The sequence below is a fragment of the Dactylosporangium aurantiacum genome (genome assembly GCF_000716715.1).
GTDB lineage: Bacteria > Actinomycetota > Actinomycetes > Mycobacteriales > Micromonosporaceae > Dactylosporangium > Dactylosporangium aurantiacum.
Map to the genome: position 1 here is coordinate 359,660 of NZ_JNYJ01000001.1, position 17,005 is coordinate 376,664.

At 73.6% G+C, this 17,005-nt stretch carries 15 protein-coding genes and 2 pseudogenes; 10 read left to right on the plus strand and 7 right to left on the minus strand.

Features of this window, described 5'->3' with window-relative positions:
- Positions 1-8: 8 nt before the first annotated feature.
- Positions 9-2,171, minus strand: coding sequence for an elongation factor G-like protein EF-G2 (locus OP18_RS01645; protein ID WP_033356788.1), 2,163 nt, complete (start codon positions 2,169-2,171; stop codon positions 9-11).
- A 189-nt stretch (positions 2,172-2,360) separates the two neighbouring features.
- Here OP18_RS01645 and pgsA point away from each other — a divergent pair, with 189 nt between their 5' ends.
- From pgsA to OP18_RS62435, 8 genes and pseudogenes are all read left to right on the plus strand, one after another.
- Positions 2,361-3,023, plus strand: a complete 663-nt coding sequence (pgsA, locus tag OP18_RS01650; protein WP_052386065.1) for a phosphatidylinositol phosphate synthase — start codon at positions 2,361-2,363, stop codon at positions 3,021-3,023.
- Positions 3,020-3,940 (plus strand): phosphatidylinositol mannoside acyltransferase, encoded by a 921-nt coding sequence (locus tag OP18_RS01655; RefSeq protein WP_033356789.1) that lies wholly within the window; start codon positions 3,020-3,022, stop codon positions 3,938-3,940. The genes pgsA and OP18_RS01655 overlap by 4 nt, the downstream gene beginning before the upstream one ends.
- Before the next feature lie 11 nt (positions 3,941-3,951).
- Complete coding sequence (locus OP18_RS01660; RefSeq protein WP_033356790.1) at positions 3,952-5,091, plus strand: glycosyltransferase family 4 protein; 1,140 nt, start codon at positions 3,952-3,954, stop codon at positions 5,089-5,091.
- A gap of 10 nt (positions 5,092-5,101) precedes the next feature.
- Complete coding sequence (locus OP18_RS01665) at positions 5,102-5,590, plus strand: hypothetical protein (RefSeq protein WP_033356791.1); 489 nt, start codon at positions 5,102-5,104, stop codon at positions 5,588-5,590.
- Between the two features lie 174 nt (positions 5,591-5,764).
- On the plus strand, positions 5,765-6,673 hold the full coding sequence (pdxS, locus tag OP18_RS01670; protein ID WP_033356792.1) for a pyridoxal 5'-phosphate synthase lyase subunit PdxS: 909 nt from the start codon (positions 5,765-5,767) through the stop codon (positions 6,671-6,673).
- An 8-nt stretch (positions 6,674-6,681) separates the two neighbouring features.
- Positions 6,682-7,338 (plus strand): pyridoxal 5'-phosphate synthase glutaminase subunit PdxT, encoded by a 657-nt coding sequence (gene pdxT / locus OP18_RS01675; RefSeq protein WP_033357015.1) that lies wholly within the window; start codon positions 6,682-6,684, stop codon positions 7,336-7,338.
- Between the two features lie 3 nt (positions 7,339-7,341).
- Complete coding sequence (locus OP18_RS01680; protein ID WP_033356793.1) at positions 7,342-8,097, plus strand: YebC/PmpR family DNA-binding transcriptional regulator; 756 nt, start codon at positions 7,342-7,344, stop codon at positions 8,095-8,097.
- 120 nt (positions 8,098-8,217) lie between these two features.
- Positions 8,218-8,322 (plus strand): annotated as a pseudogene (locus OP18_RS62435) (Uma2 family endonuclease); the annotation flags it as partial.
- Between the two features lie 269 nt (positions 8,323-8,591).
- Here the strand turns inward: OP18_RS62435 and OP18_RS01685 are convergent.
- Positions 8,592-9,263, minus strand: coding sequence for a response regulator (locus OP18_RS01685; protein ID WP_033356794.1), 672 nt, complete (start codon positions 9,261-9,263; stop codon positions 8,592-8,594).
- On the minus strand, positions 9,260-10,453 hold the full coding sequence (locus tag OP18_RS51940) for a sensor histidine kinase (protein WP_052386066.1): 1,194 nt from the start codon (positions 10,451-10,453) through the stop codon (positions 9,260-9,262). The genes OP18_RS01685 and OP18_RS51940 overlap by 4 nt, the downstream gene beginning before the upstream one ends.
- A 162-nt stretch (positions 10,454-10,615) precedes the next feature.
- Here OP18_RS51940 and OP18_RS01695 point away from each other — a divergent pair, with 162 nt between their 5' ends.
- On the plus strand, positions 10,616-11,878 hold the full coding sequence (locus tag OP18_RS01695; protein WP_033356795.1) for a hypothetical protein: 1,263 nt from the start codon (positions 10,616-10,618) through the stop codon (positions 11,876-11,878).
- Positions 11,879-11,936: 58 nt separating this feature from the next.
- Here OP18_RS01695 and OP18_RS01700 read toward each other — a convergent pair whose 3' ends face one another.
- From OP18_RS01700 to OP18_RS01715, 4 genes are read right to left on the minus strand one after another with little or no spacing between them, the layout of a single operon-like run.
- A complete protein-coding gene (locus OP18_RS01700) occupies positions 11,937-13,088 on the minus strand; it encodes a cytochrome P450 (RefSeq protein ID WP_033356796.1) in 1,152 nt (383 codons plus the stop codon).
- A complete protein-coding gene (locus OP18_RS01705) occupies positions 13,085-14,743 on the minus strand; it encodes an FAD-dependent oxidoreductase (RefSeq protein ID WP_033356797.1) in 1,659 nt (552 codons plus the stop codon). The genes OP18_RS01700 and OP18_RS01705 overlap by 4 nt, the downstream gene beginning before the upstream one ends.
- Positions 14,744-14,777: 34 nt before the next feature.
- Complete coding sequence (locus tag OP18_RS51945; protein ID WP_052386067.1) at positions 14,778-15,815, minus strand: sensor histidine kinase; 1,038 nt, start codon at positions 15,813-15,815, stop codon at positions 14,778-14,780.
- Positions 15,812-16,459: a response regulator gene (locus tag OP18_RS01715; RefSeq protein WP_033356798.1), complete on the minus strand. Its 648-nt coding sequence runs from the start codon at positions 16,457-16,459 to the stop codon at positions 15,812-15,814. Before OP18_RS01715 ends, OP18_RS51945 begins: the two co-directional genes overlap by 4 nt.
- A gap of 225 nt (positions 16,460-16,684) precedes the next feature.
- Here OP18_RS01715 and OP18_RS62440 point away from each other — a divergent pair.
- Positions 16,685-16,927: pseudogene (locus OP18_RS62440) on the plus strand (GtrA family protein); the annotation flags it as partial.
- Between the last annotated feature and the right edge of the window lie 78 nt (positions 16,928-17,005).

Consider the following 17,005-nt stretch of genomic DNA (forward strand, 5'->3'; position numbering starts at 1 on the left):
GCGGCGCGTCAGCGCGACGCGGCGTGCTCCTTCTTCACCGCGTCCGCCAGGTGTGACGGCATCGGGTCGTGCCGGGCGAAGACCCGGCTGAACGTGCCGGAGCCCGACGTCATGGCCCGCAGCTCGACCGCGTACCGGACCAGCTCGGTGGCGGGGACCTCGGCGCGCACCAGGGTCCGCTCGTGCCCGGCCGGGTCCGGCTCGTTGCCCAGCACCCGGCCGCGCCGGCCGGACAGGTCGCTCATGACGGCGCCGACGAACTCGTCCGGCACGCGGATGGTGACCTCGTCGATCGGCTCGAGCAGCGTCGTCTGGCCCAGCTCGGCCGCCTCGCGCAGGGCGAGTGCGCCCGCCGTCTGGAACGCCGCGTCGGAGGAGTCGACCGAGTGCGCCTTGCCGTCGACCAGGGTGACGCGCACGTCGACGACCGGGTACCCGGCGACGACACCGCGCTCCATCTGGTGTCGGACGCCCTTCTCCACTGACGGGATGTAGTTGTGCGGCACGACCCCACCGACGATCTTGTCGACGAACTCGAAGCCGGTGCCGCGCGGCAGCGGCTCGACGGTGATGTCGCAGACCGCGTACTGCCCGTGGCCGCCGGACTGCTTGACGTGCCGGCCGTGGCCCTGGCTGGGCGCGGCGAACGTCTCGCGCAGCGCCACCCGCACCGGCTCGGTGTCCAGGTCGACGCCGCCGGCGCGCAGCCGGTCCAGCACCACGTCGGCGTGCGCCTCGCCCATGCACCACAGCACCAGCTGGTGGGTCTCGGCGTTGCGCTCCAGCCGCAGCGTCGGGTCGCCGGCGACGAGCCGGCCCAGGTTCTTGGCCAGGGCGTCCTCGTCGGAGCGGGTCCGGGCGACGATCGCGATCGGCAGCAGCGGCTCCGGCATCACCCAGGGCGCCATGAGCATCGGGTCGTCCTTGCCGGAGATCGTGTCGCCGGTCTCGGCCGTGGTGGACTTGGTGATCGCGACGATGTCGCCGGCGACCGCGTACGGCACCTCGCGCAGGGTCGCGCCGAGCGGGGAGAACAGGTGCGCGAAGCGCTCGTCGGCGTCGTGGTCCGGGTGGCCGCGCTCGGCCATGCCGTGCCCGGAGATGTGCACCGGCTGGTCGGGGCGCAGCGTGCCGGAGAACACCCGCACGAGGGAGACGCGGCCGACGTACGGGTCGATCGTCGTCTTCACCACCTCGGCGATGAGCGGGCCGGCCGGGTCGCACCGCAGCGGGGCGTGCGGGTTGCCGGCGACGTCGGTGACGGGCGGCACGACGTGCTCCAGGGGCGACGGGAACCCGCTGGTCAGCACCTCGAGGAGGGCGTCGATGCCGAGGCCGGTCTGCGCGCAGACGGGCACGACGGGGTAGAACGTGCCCCGGGCGACGGCCTTCTCCAGGTCCTCGATGATGACCGAGGTCTCGATCACCTCGCCGCTGACGTACCGCTCCATGAGCGTCTCGTCCTCGCTCTCGGCGATGATGCCCTCGAGGAGGCTGTTGTGCGCCTCCTCGATCGCCGGCAGGTGCTGCGGCTCGGGGTCGCGCACCACCGGCGGGTAGCCCGCGGAGTAGTCGAAGATCCGGTGGGTGATCAGGCCGATCAGCCCCTCCACCGTCGAGCCGTCGTCGCCGAGCATCGGCAGGTACAGCGGCAGCACGTTGTCGCCGAAGACGTCCTGGCAGTGCTCGACGGTGTCCTGGAAGTCGGCGCGCGGGTGGTCCAGGCGGGTGACGGCGACCGCCCGGGGCATCCCGACGGCGGCGCACTCCTCCCACAGCGCGGCGGTGGCCGCGTCCACGCCGTCCACCGACGACACCACGAACAGCGCCGCGTCGGCGGCCCGCAGGCCGGCGCGCAGCTCCCCGACGAAGTCGGCGTAGCCGGGGGTGTCGAGCAGGTTGATCTTCGTGCCGTCGTGCGCCAGCGGGGCGCAGGACAGCGTCACCGACCGCTGCTGCCGCACCGCCGCCGGGTCGTGGTCGGTGACCGTGGTGCCGTCGGTCACCGAGCCGGCCCGCCCGATCGTGCCGGTCGCCGCGAGCAGCGCCTCCACGAGGGTCGTCTTGCCGGCCCCGGAATGCCCGACGAGGACCACGTTGCGTACCCTGCCGGGGTCATCAACCGCCGGCACCGGGCCGGCGACACCCTTCTCCTGGACCTTCTGCGCCATCACGCGCCTCCCGTCCTGCCTGCTGTGAGCAGTCTCACAGTCACGACCTGTTCACCGATCCCACACCCGAACCATCACCGACACAAGAGCCCTTCGACCCCACCGACGCCATACCGTTTACTCAAGCACCGTGAGCAGGCCCACGCGCAGGTATCGGCCAAGCTCCGGCGCCGTTATCGTGGGAGCGCCATGGCGAAGATCCTCAGCGTAGTCAGCAAGGCCGGACTGGCCCGCGTCGTCAACCCCGTCGCGGCCGCGCTGCTGCGCGCCGGGGTGACCCCCAACGCGGTGACCGTCGCCGGCACGATCGGCGTGCTCATCGGCAGCGTCGGCTTCGCCACGCGCGGCCACATGGTCATCGCGCTCGTCATCGTCACCGTGAGCTGCCTGACCGACATGCTGGACGGGTCCATGGCCCGCCAGCTCGGGGTCAGCAACAAGTTCGGCGCCCTGCTGGACTCCAGCATGGACCGGGTCTCCGACGGCGCCATCTTCGGCTCCGTCGCCTACTGGTTCGCCTCCCAGGGCCAGCTGCGCGAGTGCGCCGCGGCGCTGCTGTGCCTGCTCACGGGGCAGGTCGTGTCGTACGTGAAGGCCCGCGCGGAGGGTCTGGGCATGACCGCCAACGTCGGGCTGGCCGAGCGCACCGAGCGGCTCATCCTCGTCGGCGTCGGCGGCCTGCTGTTCGGCCTCGGCGTCCGCCACGGCATGGAGGCGGCCCTGTGGCTGCTCGTGCTGCTGTCGGTGATCACGGTGTGGCAGCGGATGTCGCACGTGTACCGGCAGGCCCGCGACCTCGCGGCCGCCTCCGGCACCGCGGCTGCCGCCGACGGCGACCGGGTCGCTCCGTGAACCTGGCCGAGCTCGGCTACGGCGCCGCGTTCACCCTCATCCCGAAACTGCCCCGGTCCCTCGTCTGGCCGTGCTTCGCCGCGGCGGCGGCGTACGGCTCCCGGCGGTACCGTCGCGGCAAGGGCGGCAAGGGCACCGTGACGCTCGCGTCCAACCTGCGGCGGGTCGTCGGCGCCGGGCCGTCGGACGCCGAGCTCGCCGACCTGGTCGAGCGCGGGCTGCGCTCCTACGCCCGCTACTACCTGGAGGCGTTCCGCCTGCCGGGCCGCCCCAGGGCCGAGCACCTCACGAGGTTCCGGCTGGAGCGCGAGGAGCTGCTCGCCCGGGACGTCGCCGCCGGCACCGGCGCGGTCATCGCCCTGCCGCACGCCGGCAACTGGGACGCCGCCGGCGCGTGGGTCGCGGCCAAGGGCTGGCCGATCGTGACCGTCGCCGAGCGGCTCAAACCCGAGAGTGTCTACCGGCGCTTCCTGCATTTCCGGCGCTCGTTGGGTATGGAGATCCTGCCGACGAGCGGCGGTGACCGGCCCGCGTTCGACGTGCTGGAGGAGCGGCTGCGGGCCGGGTACGTGGTGCCGCTGCTCGCCGACCGGGACCTGACCGCCCGGGGCGTCGAGGTCAGCTTCTTCGGCGGCCGGACCAAGATGCCGGCCGGCCCGGCACTGCTCGCCCTGCGCACCGGCGCCCCGCTGTACGTGGTGTCGATGTGGTTCGATGCGGATGCGGCCGCCGGCCGCCTCGAAGGGCCGATCCCGCTGCCGGCGCCGCAGGAGGGGGCGCTCGACGTGCGGGTCAGACTGCTCACCCAGCGCATCGCCGACGTCCTCGCCGAGGGCATCGCCCGCAACCCGCAGGACTGGCACATGCTGCAACGGCTCTGGATCGACACCCCCGTCACCAGCAGCGCCCCGGTGTGAGGAGGGCCCAGTTGCGCATCGGGATCGTCTGCCCGTACTCCTTCGACGTCCCCGGCGGCGTGCAGAACCACGTCCGCGACCTGGCCGAGACGCTGATCGCCCTCGGCCACCACGTCAGCGTCCTGGCGCCCGGCGACGAGGAGAGCGGCGAGCAGCCCTACGTCGTGCCCGCCGGCCGGGCGGTGCCCGTGCCGTACAACGGCTCCGTCGCCCGGGTGTCCTTCGGCCTGATCTCCGCGACCAGGGTGCGGCGCTGGATGGCGGCCGGCCGCTTCGACGTGCTGCACGTGCACGAGCCGCTCATCCCCAGCCTGTCGATGCTCGCGGTGCTGTCGGCGCGGGGCCCGGTCGTCGCCACGTTCCACACCGCGATGACCCGCTCCCGGGCGCTCGCCGCCGCGCAGGGGCTCCTGCAGCTGGTCCTGGAGAAGATCACCGGGCGGATCGCCGTCAGCGAGCTGGCCCGCAAGGTCCAGGTCGAGCACCTGGGCGGCAGCGCGTGGGAGATCCCGAACGGGGTGCAGGTGTCGCGGTACCGCGCCGCCGCCCCGCTGCCCGGCTGGCCGGGTGACGGCGGGACCCTGGGCTTCCTCGGCCGCTTCACCGAGCCGCGCAAGGGCTTCCCGTTCCTGCTGCGCGCCTTCGCGTCCCTCGCCGCGACCCGCCCCGGGCTGCGGCTGCTGGTCGCCGGGCCGGGTGACGTCGAGGAGGTGATGGCCGACTTCCCGGAGGTGGCGCCGTACCGCGACCGCGTCGTCTTCCTCGGCAAGGTCTCCGAGGAGGACAAGGCGCGGATGCTGCGCAGCGTCGACCTGTACGTGGCGCCCAACACCGGCGGCGAGTCCTTCGGCATGATCCTCACCGAGGCGATGTCGGCCGGCACCACCGTCGTGGCCAGCGACCTCGACGCGTTCCGGCGGGTCCTGGACGGCGGCCGGGCCGGCGCGCTCTTCCCGATCGGCGACAGCGCCGCCCTCGCCGCCACCGTCGCCGGCCTGCTCGACGACCCGGCCCGGCGGGCCGCCCTGGCCGCCCGGGCGAGCGCCGTCGTCGCCGCGTACGACTGGCCCGTCGTCGCCGAGCGTGTCCTCGAGGTGTACGCGACCGCGATCGAGGTCGCCGGGGCCGTCGTGGAGGAGCCCGTCCCGTAGGCTTCCGCCCGTGTGGTGGGTGATCACGGTGGTGGCGGTGGTGGTCCTGGTGGCCACCTACCTCACCTGGCTCGCGGCGCGCGTCGACCGGCTCCACGCGCGGGCCGTCGCGGCCTACGCCACGCTCGACGCGCACCTGCTGCGCCGGGCGGTGGCGGCGGTCGCCCTGGCCGAGGCGGCCCAGCTGCCCACCCTCATGTACGCGGCGCGGATCGCGCTGGACGCCGGCCCCGAGGACCGCGAGGTCGCCGAGAACGACCTGACCAGGCACCTGCGCGAGGCGGCGGCGGAGCGGCAGGAGCCCGACGGCGCACCGCAGGAGGTCCTCGGGGCGCTCGTGCAGGTCAGCCGGCGGGTGGCGCTGGCCCGGCAGGTGCACAACGACGTGGTCCGCGACGCCCTCGCGGTGCGCCGCAGGCTCCTGGTCAGGCTCTTCCGGATGGCCCGCAAGCACCCGCGCCCGGCGTACTTCGACGTCGACGACCCGGCACTGCCCTGACCCTTCGTCCCGTTTGTCGTGTTTCCGGTTCATCAGGTGTTTCGCGCCCGCTCAACCGGGAATGTCCTCATCCGGGTTTGTGGGCCGCGAGGTTCCCATTGGACGTCGGAAGTGCTCACCCGCACGGCGTAAACTCAAGATGAATCCCGCTCACCCTGTTAGGAGTGCTCCGTCGTGTCCGAGTCGCCCACCACCAGCACGTCAGTCACCGGCACCGCGCGGGTCAAGCGGGGCATGGCCGAGATGCTCAAGGGCGGCGTCATCATGGACGTCGTCACCCCCGAGCAGGCGAAGATCGCCGAGGACGCCGGCGCCGTCGCCGTCATGGCCCTGGAGCGCGTGCCGGCCGACATCCGCGCGCAGGGCGGGGTGTCCCGGATGAGCGACCCCGACATGATCGACGGCATCATCGCCGCCGTGTCGATCCCCGTCATGGCGAAGGCCCGCATCGGCCACTTCGTCGAGGCCCAGGTGCTGCAGGCGCTCGGCGTCGACTACATCGACGAGTCCGAGGTCCTCACCCCGGCCGACTACAGCAACCACATCGACAAGTGGGCGTTCACCGTGCCGTTCGTCTGCGGCGCCACCAACCTCGGCGAGGCCCTGCGCCGCATCACCGAGGGCGCCGCCATGATCCGCTCCAAGGGTGAGGCGGGCACCGGCGACGTCTCCAACGCCACCACCCACATGCGCAAGATCCGCGGCGAGATCCGCCGGCTGACCTCCCTGCCCGAGGACGAGCTGTTCGTCGCCGCGAAGGAGCTGCAGGCGCCGTACGAGCTGGTCAAGGAGGTCGCCGAGACGGGCAAGCTGCCGGTCGTGCTGTTCACCGCCGGCGGCATCGCGACCCCGGCCGACGCCGCGATGATGATGCAGCTCGGCGCCGAGGGCGTCTTCGTCGGCTCCGGCATCTTCAAGTCCGGCAACCCCGAGCAGCGCGCCGCCGCCATCGTCAAGGCCGTCACCTTCCACGACGACCCCGACGTCATCGCCAAGGTCTCCCGCGGCCTGGGCGAGGCCATGGTCGGCATCAACGTCGAGGAGATCCCGCAGCCGCACCGCCTCGCCGAGCGCGGCTGGTGACCGCCGGCATGATCATCGGTGTGCTCGCCCTGCAGGGCGATACCCGGGAGCACCTGCACGCCCTGGCCGAGCTGGACGTCATCGCCCGGCCGGTGCGCCGCCCCGACGAGCTGGACTCGGTCGACGCCCTGATCATCCCCGGCGGCGAGTCCACCGCGATGAGCAAGCTGGCGATCGAGTTCGGCATGACCGAGCCGCTGCGCAAACGGATCGGCGGCGGCATGCCCACGTACGGATCCTGCGCCGGCATGATCATGCTCGCCGGCAGCATCCTGGACGGCCGCGCCGACCAGGTGCCCTTCGGCGGGATCGACATGACGGTCCGGCGCAACGCCTTCGGCCGGCAGGTCGACTCGTTCGAAGGCACTGTCGACATTTCGGACATCGACGGCGGCCCGTTCTCGGCGGTCTTCATCCGCGCCCCCTGGGTCGAGGAGGTGGGTCCGGACGTGCGGGTGCTGGGTCGTGTGAGTGGACGGTCCGGGCCTTCCGGCGAAGCGGCAAGGGCCGGACTGTCCACAGGTTCGGCCGCCGGTAGGATTGTCGCGGTTCGGCAGCAGCACCTGCTCGCGACCGCCTTCCATCCCGAGCTCACCGGCGACCTCCGAGTCCATCGGTACTTCGTGGAGATGGCGCGTGAGGCGGGCCAGACGACGGAGGGTTAGGCCATGTCCGGGCACTCAAAATGGGCGACGACCAAGCACAAGAAGGCGGTCATCGACGCCAAGCGCGGCAAGCTCTTCGCCCGCCTGATCAAGAACGTCGAGGTGGCCGCCCGCACCGGCGGCGGCGACCCCGCCGGTAACCCCACGCTCTTCGACGCCATCCAGAAGGCGAAGAAGAACTCGGTGCCCAACGACAACATCAACAACGCCGTCAAGCGCGGCTCCGGCCTCATCGGCGGCGGCGCCGACTGGCAGACCGCGATGTACGAGGGCTACGGCCCCAACGGCGTGGCCATCCTCATCGAGTGCCTCACCGACAACCGCAACCGCGCCGCGACCGAGGTCCGCGTCGCGCTCACCCGCAACGGCGGCAGTCTCGCCGACGCGGGCAGCGTGTCGTACATGTTCAGCCGCAAGGGTGTCATCATCGTGCCCAAGGCCGGCGAGCTCACCGAGGACGACCTGCTCCTCGCCGTGCTGGACGCCGGCGCGGAGGAGGTCAACGACCTCGGCGAGGCCTTCGAGATCATCAGCGAGGCCACCGACCTCGTCGCCGTGCGCACCGCCCTGCAGGACGCCGGCATCGACTACGAGTCGGCCGACTCCTCCTTCGTCCCCAGCGTGACGGTCCCCTTGGACGAAGAGGGCGCCCGCAAGGTCTTCAAGCTCATCGACGCCCTGGACGACTGCGACGACGTGCAGAACGTGTACGCCAACTTCGACGTCTCCGACGAGGTCATGGCGCTCGTCGAGGCCTGAGTCCGTACAACGGTTCGCGGCGCCCCACCCGGCAGTCGGGTGGGGCGCCGTCGGCGTTGGGGCGCAGCTGTTTGCGCCAGGGGCCGTCCTCGCGACAACCGCCTTCCCGACCTCGGCGTGGTGACCAGACTTCCACCTGGGCTCGCCGCTCATGCGAATCTGCCCGGCACCGCCTACAGCCTGGTGATCGAGATCGTCTCCGAGCATGCCGAAAACGGTGAGTACACCGACAAGGCGCTCTGGTATGCGCAGCGTGGTATCCCGGAGTACTGGATTGTCGACCAGACCCCGACTCGCGCCGATGATGACGCTACGTCCAGATGCATCGCCTCACGTTGTCGGGAGGCAAGCCGGCCTACGTGCGCGACCGTACGCTGCTGCTGTCCGACCTGGAGGCCGAGTACCGAGAGCGGTCGACCGGCAAGTAGGCGTCCGTCGCTCGGCGACGTCGGCCGGGAGTTGCGGGCGAACCTGACCCCGAGCCGTTCCCGGAGTCACTGGCCGGGGCGGACCAGGCCCGACTCGTACGCGTAGACGACCGCCTGGACGCGGTCGCGGAGGTTGAGCTTCATCAGGACGCGGGCGACGTGGGTCTTCACCGTGGCCTCGCCGACGGTCAGGGCGGCCGCGATCTCGCCGTTGGACAGGCCGCGGGCCATCAGGCGCAGGACGTCGGTCTCGCGTGGGGTCAGCTCGGCGAGCTCCGGGGGTGGCTGCGGGCCGGGGGTACCGGCGTAGGAGGCGATGACCCGGGTCGTGACCGCCGGGTCGAGCAGGGCCTCGCCGGCGGCGACGACCCGGATCGCGGTGATGAGGTGCTCGGGGGAGGAGACCTTCAGCAGGAAACCGCTGGCCCCGGCGCGGAGGGCCTCGTACAGGTTGTCGTCGGTGTCGAACGTGGTGAGCACGATGACCCGGGGAGGGTGCGGGGCGGCGAGGAGGGCGCGGGTCGCGGCGAGGCCGTCCTGGCGGGGCATCGCGATGTCCATGAGGACGACGTCGGGGCGCACGCGGCGGGTCAGGGTGACCGCGTCGACGCCGTCGCCGGCCTCGCCGACGACCTGCATGTCGGGTTCGGTCTCGATGACCATGCGCAGGCCCGCGCGGACCATGCGCTGGTCGTCGGCGATCACGACGCTGATCGTGGGCGGCGGCGCGGCGGTCACGGCGCCACCAGCAGCGGCAGGCGGGCGTGCACGGCGAAGCCGCCGCCGGGACGGGGGCCGGCGTCGAAGTCGCCGCCGAACAGGGTGGCGCGCTCCCGCATGCCGATCAGGCCCTGACCGCCACCGGCACCGCGGTCCGCCGGAACGTTGCCGCGGTCGGAGGTGAAGGCGGCGGCCGGGACCAGCCCGGCCACCCGGGTCGCCGCCGCGCCGGCGGACGGGCCCGAGTCGACGACCGACAGGTGCACGCCGTCGGCGGCGTACCGCAGGCCGACCGTGACGTGCGCCGGCCCGGCGTGCTTCAGCACGTTCGTCAGGGCCTCCTGCACGATCCGGTACGCCGACAGGTCCGCCGCCGGGGCGAGGGGGACCGGGGTGCCCTCCCGCCGCAGGGTGACCGTCAGGCCGGCCTCGCCGACCTGGGCGAGCAGGTCGTCGAGGCGGTCCAGGCCGACCGGCGCCGCGGTCGTCCCGCCGGTGTCGCCGCGCAGCAGGCCCAGGGTGCGGCGCAGCTCGCCGACGGCGTCGCGGCCCGAGGACTCGATGCTGCGCAGCAGGTCCGCGTCGACGGTCAGGCCCGCGTCGAGGCGGCGGCGGACCACGCCGGCCTGGATCACCATGACGGTGACGCTGTGGGCGACCATGTCGTGCAGCTCCCGGGCGATGCGGACGCGCTCCTCCATGACCGCCTCCCGGACCCGCTGCTCGCGGATCGCGGCGCGGGCCGCGGCCGCGTCGCTGCTCTGCCGGTGCTGCACGGCGAACGCGGCGCCGAGGACCCAGGGGGCGACCGGGAAGAAGAACGCGCCCATCGGGTCGACCGGGTCGACCTGCCAGAAGACGGTGCCGGTCGCGACGGCCAGGGCCAGGCCGGTGACCCCGCGCGCCCGGGCGCGCCAGCCGGAGGTGCCGAGCAGCGGCACGTGCCGGCCGACCGTGTACGCCGCGATGATCATGGCGGCGAGCTGCCAGAGGCGGTAGGGCACGACCTGGTGCGGATACCAGTACTTGAGGCCGGCGACGCAGTTGGCCAGCAGGATGGCCAGCGGGGCGGCCCGGCGCAGGGCGACCAGCGGGGCGAACGCGGCCAGGACGAACGGCCACCAGCCACCCGGCTGGTGCGCGACCACCTCCTCCGTCAGCGCGAACGCGACGAAGGCGCCCGCCAGCGCGAGATCCGTCCGGCTCATGTTCACCTGCTGACCGTAAAGGCTGACCCGGCGCGGGTGAGCCCGTCCGACGGATGACGCGGCGTCCACCTCGCGGCGGAGGGCGGTTCCGTCCCCGTACGGGCGACCCGCCGGCCCCCGCGTCCGTACGGTGCTGCTCCACCGTAGAACGAGGGGTACCACATGCGACGTTTCACCCTGCAGTTCCTGCTCATCCTCGCGCCCGCGTTCCTCGCCGTCGCCACCGCGGTCGATCCCGGCCTCGGCGACGCGCAGGGCATCGGCGTCTACCGCGCGCACCCGGAGGCGACCCAGTGGCACTCGGTGCTGCTGCACTGGTCGTGGCTGCTGTTCGCGCCCGCGTTCCTCGGGCTGCTGGCGCCGATCCGGCGCCGCGGCTCGGTCCTGGCCCGCATCGCGTGGTGCGCGATCGTGTTCGGGCTGGTCACGTTCTCCGCGCTGATGGGGTACGACCTGGCGCTGCTCGCCATGGAGCAGACGATGCCCGACGCCGACGTCGCCCGTGCCGACCAGGCGTTCCAGGCGATGGGCTGGGCGCAGTGGGGCTGGCAGGTGCCGGGCCTGGCCGGCTGGGCGGTGGCGCTGCTGCTGACCCCGGTCGCGGCCGCCTACGCGCGGGTCATCTCCTGGTGGACGGCGGCCGGGGCGCTGCTGGGCACGGTGCTGTACCTGCAGTTCGCGATCTCGCCGCTGCCGGTGAGCGTCTCCGGGCCGGTGGTGATGCTCGTCGCGTACGGCGTCGCCGGCTGGGAGGCCGGCCGGTTCCGGGCGGCGCAGGACGAGCCGGCGACGTTCGGCGCGTTCAAGGACGCCGTCGGGCGGGTCTGCCTGGTCGCGGCGCCGGTCGTGTTCGGCGCGGGCCTGCTCACCGTCCCGGGCCTGTCCCCGGACATCGCGGTCTCGGTGCGCCACCCGGGCCTCGCCCAGGCCAGCGCGTTCCTGCTGCACCTGGCGTGGCTGCTGTTCGTGCCGGGGATGCTGCTGCTCATGCGGCGCGGCGGCCGGTTCACCACCGTGGCGGCCGCGGTCACCGCGTTCGCGCTGATGCACTTCAGCGGCCTGATGGTCGGCGACTACAGCGACCTGGCGGTGCGGCTGACGGTGCCGGCGCAGACCGCGGAGAAGATGAACGAGGCGATGGGCGGGTACGCGCTGTTCACCTTCGGCTGGGCGCTGCCGGCGATGGCGCTGAGCCTGCTCGGGCTGATCGCGGTGCCGATCGGGGCGGCCGCCGACGGCCTGGTCCGCTGGTGGGTGCCGGTGCTGACCGGGCTGGGCGTGGTGGCGTTCCTCGCCGTCGGGGTCGGCCCGCTGTCGGTGCTCAGCCCGCTGCTGCTGCTCGCCGGGTTCGGCCTGCTGGCCCGGGCACTGCCGGCGCGCCGCCCGGCCGCCGGGACGCCCACGCCGCAGCCGGTCGCCGCCTGAACCCGGCGACGGTGGCCGGCCCGTACCGGGGAGGCGCCGGCCACCGTCCCGGGCCGGTTCAGTCCAGTGCGACCCGCAGGTGGCGGGGGCCGCGCAGGATCGGGCTCGGCCGGTACACCGGCGGGTCCTCCAGCAGCCGCGCCCGGGCCAGGACCGGCGCGAGCGCCTGCAGCGCCACCTGCGCCTCCAGCCGGGCCATCGGCGCGCCGAAGCAGTAGTGGATGCCGTCGCCGAAGCCGAGGTGCTGCACGGGCCGGCGGTCCGGGTCGAACCGGTCGGGGTCGCTGACGTGCGCCGGGTCCCGGCTCGCGGCGGCCAGCAGCAGGGTGATCGACGCGCCCGACGGGATCGTGACGTCGGCGATCGGGATGTCGTCGAGCGCGGTGCGCCACGGCAGGAACTGCACCGGCGGGTCCCACCGCAGGACCTCCTCGACGAGCGGCACCGCGAACCCCGGGGCAGCCAGCAGCCGGTCGATCCAGCGCGGCTCGCGCAGCAGCGCGAGGGAGGCGTTCGCGATCAGGTTCACGGTCGTCTCGTGCCCGGCGATGAGCAGCAGCAGCGCGGTGCTGACCAGCTCGTCGCGGGTGAGCCGGCCGTCGGGGCCGTCGTCGGTGGCGAGGGAGCGCAGCAGGCCCGGCTCCGGGTCGGCGTCGACGAGCTCGCCGAGGTAGTCGGCCAGCTCCCGGAACGCGGTGGTCTGCCGCGGCTGCCCGGCCGACAGCGCCGCGTCGATCCACGTCCGGAAGCGGGGCTCGTCGGCGAGCGGCACGCCGAGCAGCTCGCAGATCACCAGGACCGGCAGCGGGTAGGCGAACTGGTCGACGATGTCCACGGTGGACGGTGGGAAGTCGGCGACGAGCCGGTCGACGATGCCCTCGAAGGACTGCTGGAGGTCCGCGACGAGCGTCGGGCGGTGCGGCGGGCCGAACTGCCGGTTGGCGAGGCGGCGCAGCCGGTCGTGCTCGGGCGGGTCGGTGCGCAGGAAGCTCGGCGACAGCCCGACGAGCTCGTCGGCGGGGGTGAACGCGGAGCTGACCCGCGGGTCGTGCAGCAGCGCGGTGACCTCCCGGAACGTGGTCACCAGCCAGGTGCCGTCGGGTTCGCGGCCGACCGGGGTGCGCCGCAGCGACGTGTACAGCGGATACGGGTCGTGGCGGTTGACGGGGTCGAGCACCGCGTTGAAGACCGAGCCTACGGACGTCGTCATCGGGGCCCCCTCACGAACGACGCGGACCGGGAGCTGGGACTGTGCCCGGTCACCACGACGGTGGCGTCGCGGGCCAGGAACTTCGGGTCGGGCACCTCGGCCGGGACCGGCACCATCGTCTCGGGCTGGTCGACGGTGGTGAACCGGGGCGGGAACGACGCCGCCTGCTCGATCAGCCGCTCGTAGAACGGCAGCCAGCGGCCGTGGTTGAAGGTGACGGCGCCGGTGAGGCGGCCCTTGTACCCGTACGCGGCGGCGAAGCGGCGCTGCTCGACGGAGCCCTGGGTGATGACCACCTCGTCGGCGAACGTGGGCACGCCGACGGCCTTGATGTTGGTGCCGAACTGCAGCGACCAGAACTTCGGCATGTGCAGGTGCGGCCAGCGGTCGGCCTCGTCGCTGACCATGTTGTGCGCGGCGACCTCCGCCTGGGCCACCGCGTTGCCCCAGTGCTCCAGGGCCAGGAACTGGTAGCCGAACATCGGGTTCGGGGCGCGGGCCACGTCACCGGCGACGAACACGTCGTCCAGGACGAGGCCGTTGACGTCGAAGGCGCGGCAGCCGGCGTCGCACGCGAGCCCCCACGGGCCGACCGCGAGCCCCGACTCGCGCAGCCACTCGACGTTGCGGACCCCGCCGAGCGCGGCGACGACCACGGCGACGTCGGCCTCGGTGCCGTCGGAGAAGCGCGCGCGGCGCACCCGCCCCTCCGGGTCACCCTCGATGGCCTCGACGGTGACCCCGCAGCGCAGGTCGACGCCGTGCTCGCGCTGCAGGTCGGCGGCGACGGCGCCGATCACCCCGCCGAGGGCGCCCGCGAGGGGCGTGGCGGCGGCCTCGGCGACGATGACGTCCAGGCCCATCGACCGGCACGTGGAGGCGATCTCGGAGCCGGCGAACCCGGCGCCGATGACCAGGACCCGCGGCGCCGGGCCCTCGTGCGGCGGGCCCTCGTCGGCGGGCGGCGGTCCGGTGCGCAGGTGCGCGGCGGCGCCGAACGGTGCGATCGCGGCGAGCCGCTCGTGCAGCCGCTGCGCGTCCTCGCGGGTGCGCAGCACGAACATGCCGTCCAGCGCGGCCTCGACGGGGTCGTGCCACGGCCTGGCCCGCACGCCGGTGGTGATGAGCAGCCGGTCGAACGGCACGGATCTGCCGTCGCCGAGCACGATCCGGCGCGCGGCGAGGTCCAGGCCGGTCGCGGTGACGCCGAGCTTCCACGTGGCGTTGAGGTCGTCGCTGTGCGGCAGCGCGGTCGCGTACGGCGGCACCCGGCCGCTGAGGGCCTGCTTCGACAGCGGCGGCCGGTCGTACGGCTCGCAGTCCTCGCCGTCGACGAGGGTCAGCGACCCGGTGAACCCCTCCTCGCGCAGCGCCTCGGCGGCGCGCAGCCCGGCCAGGGACGCGCCGACGATCACGATGCGGGACGGGCGGTCCTGGACCTGGACCGGCGGCATGTCCTGCACCGACAGCCGGTCGACCTGGATCGCCTGCACGGGGCAGGCGGCAGCCGCGCGGGCGACGCGTTCGCGCTGGTCGTCGTCGGGGGCGGGGTCGTACATGAGAGCCTCGTCGCCCTGCATCTGGAACGATGCGGGAGCCAGGAAGGCGCACTGGGCGTACCCCTGGCACTTGGTGAGATCTACTACCACGCGCATGACCCAACGGTCACCCGTTCGCGGCGGCGCCGCCTCACCCCACGAGGACGGCGGCGGAGGACGGCAGGATCGCCCGGACGACGGTGCCGGCACCCGGCGCGCTCATCACGTCGAGGGTGCCGCCGACCAGCTCGGCCCGCTCCCGCATGGAGCGCAGGCCGAGCCGCCCGACCCGCCCCGGTCCGCCGGCCGGCCCGCCGTCGGGGCCGCCGGGCTGGAACCCGACGCCGTCGTCGACGACCTCCAGCACGACCCGGGTGTCGTCGCCGGCGAGGCGCACCGTGACCTGCGAGGCGCCGGCGTGCCGGGCGGCGTTGCCGAGCGCCTCCAGGGCGATGCGGTACAGCGCCTCCTCCACCTGCGGGCTGACCGCCGGTTCGGCCTCCAGCTGCAGCCCCCAGCCGGGCGGGACGGCGCCGGTGCCGGGCGCGAGGTGCAGCGCGTCGACGATGCGCCGCAGCGCGGTGGCGAGCCCGGCGCCGACGAGGGTCTCCGGGCGGAGCCGGACGATGATGCCGCGCAGGTCGCTGAGGCCGGCGCTGGCGGTCTCCTGGATCCAGGCGAGCGACGCCCGGGCGTTGGCGGGGTCGCCGTGCATGAGCTCGGCGGCGGTGCCGGCGCCCAGGCTGATGCCGTACAGCGTCTGGACCACCGAGTCGTGCAGCTCCCGGGCCAGCCGCTCACGCTCCCGGGTCGCCTGGTGCTCGCCGGTGCCGAGGACGACCGCGGCCACCCCGGCGAAGGCCTCCAGCCGGCGCGGCGGCACCGGCCGGCGCCGGCCGACGGCCGCGATCACGCCGGGCGGCCCGGCGATGCCGGCCTGGCCGGGCAGCGGCACCGCGCTGACCGGGCCGCGCAGCACGGGACGTCCGGTGCGCACCGCCCCGGCGACGATCTCGTCGAGGCCGGGCCATCCGTCGCCGGTGCCGCCGCGCAGCCGGCCCGACGCGTCGAAGATCAGCACCGCGGCCGCCGGCAGCGCCCGGCCGGCCCGGTCGCACACGGCCCGCAGCACCTCCTCCGCCGGGGCGCCGCCGCGCAGCTGGGCGTGCAGCGCCGCGAGGTGCCTCAACTCGGGGCCGCCGCGTGCACCGGGACGAGGCCGACCCGCATCGCGTACAGGGCGGCCTGCGTGCGGCTCTCCGCGTTGAGCTTCTGCAGGATGTTGCTCACGTGCGTCTTCACCGTCTGGGGCGCGATGTGCAGCTCCCGGGCGATCTGTCCGTTGGCCCGGCCCCGGGCCAGCAGCACGAGGACCTCCTCCTCGCGGCGGGTGAGCTGCGGCGGCGTGGTCGGCACGTGCACGTCGCGCACCAGGCGGGCGGCGACCGCCGGGGACAGCTGCACCTGGCCGGCGGCGGCGGCCCGCACCGCCCGGTGCAGCTCGTCGCAGGAGGTGTCCTTGAGCAGGTAGCCGACGGCGCCGGCGTGCAGGGCGTCGGCGATGAGCTGCGGCTCCAGGTAGCCGCTGAGGGCGACGACCTCGACCCCGGGCAGCTCCCTGCGGATGACGGCGGTCGCGGAGATACCGTCGAGGACGGGCATGAGCAGGTCCATGAGGACGAGGTCGGGCCGCAGCTCGTGGGCGAGGCGCACGGCCTCGCGCCCGTCGCCGGCCAGACCGACGGTCTCCAGGTCGCCGCTGAGGGCCAGGAAGCCGCGGAGGCCCTCACGGACCATCGCGTGGTCGTCGGCGATCAAGATCTTGATACTCATCGCCGCGCGCTATACCCCGGTGCGGCGGCGAATCACCACGATGCCGGTGCCGTTCGGTGTACGCCGAATGGGGGAGGACGAAGGTCGCCGCCTCCGCCAGACCGTGGCGTGATGTAAGGCGGGCTCCTGCGCGGGCACCGTTGCACCGTGACGCCCAACTTGCGCCGGCTGGGCCGGTTTTCGCTGGTGGGAGCCGGCGGTGTGGTGGTCAACAACGCAACGCTGGTGGTCCTGCACGGAGGGCTGGGACTGCCCTTGCTGCCTGCCACGGTCGCCGCCGTCGAGCTCGCGCTGGTCACCAACTACGTGCTGCACGAACTGTGGACGTTCCGGCAGGGTCGTCGGGGCAGCCGGCTGTCGTTGCAGCGCTTCGCGTACTTCAGTCTCGCCGGCCTCGCCGCGTTGCCGGTCAACGTCGTCGCGGTCCAGCTGCTGGTCGCGCTCGGTATGCACTACCTGCCAGCGAACCTGATCGGCATCGTCGCCGGGTTCGCCGTCAACTTCGCCGTCAGCTCGAAGTGGATTTGGAGTGAACGCACCGATGGA

Bases quoted from the DNA above. Each gene is read 5' to 3' on its own strand.
- OP18_RS01645 (WP_033356788.1), bottom strand. From the start codon at position 2,171: ATGGCGCAGAAGGTCCAGGAGAAGGGTGTCGCCGGCCCGGTGCCGGCG.
- pgsA (WP_052386065.1), top strand. From the start codon at position 2,361: ATGGCGAAGATCCTCAGCGTAGTCAGCAAGGCCGGACTGGCCCGCGTC.
- pdxT (WP_033357015.1), top strand. From the start codon at position 6,682: ATGATCATCGGTGTGCTCGCCCTGCAGGGCGATACCCGGGAGCACCTG.
- OP18_RS01680 (WP_033356793.1), top strand. From the start codon at position 7,342: ATGTCCGGGCACTCAAAATGGGCGACGACCAAGCACAAGAAGGCGGTC.
- OP18_RS51940 (WP_052386066.1), bottom strand. From the start codon at position 10,453: ATGAGCCGGACGGATCTCGCGCTGGCGGGCGCCTTCGTCGCGTTCGCG.
- OP18_RS01695 (WP_033356795.1), top strand. From the start codon at position 10,616: ATGCGACGTTTCACCCTGCAGTTCCTGCTCATCCTCGCGCCCGCGTTC.
- OP18_RS01700 (WP_033356796.1), bottom strand. From the start codon at position 13,088: ATGACGACGTCCGTAGGCTCGGTCTTCAACGCGGTGCTCGACCCCGTC.
- OP18_RS01705 (WP_033356797.1), bottom strand. From the start codon at position 14,743: ATGCGCGTGGTAGTAGATCTCACCAAGTGCCAGGGGTACGCCCAGTGC.
- OP18_RS01715 (WP_033356798.1), bottom strand. From the start codon at position 16,459: ATGAGTATCAAGATCTTGATCGCCGACGACCACGCGATGGTCCGTGAG.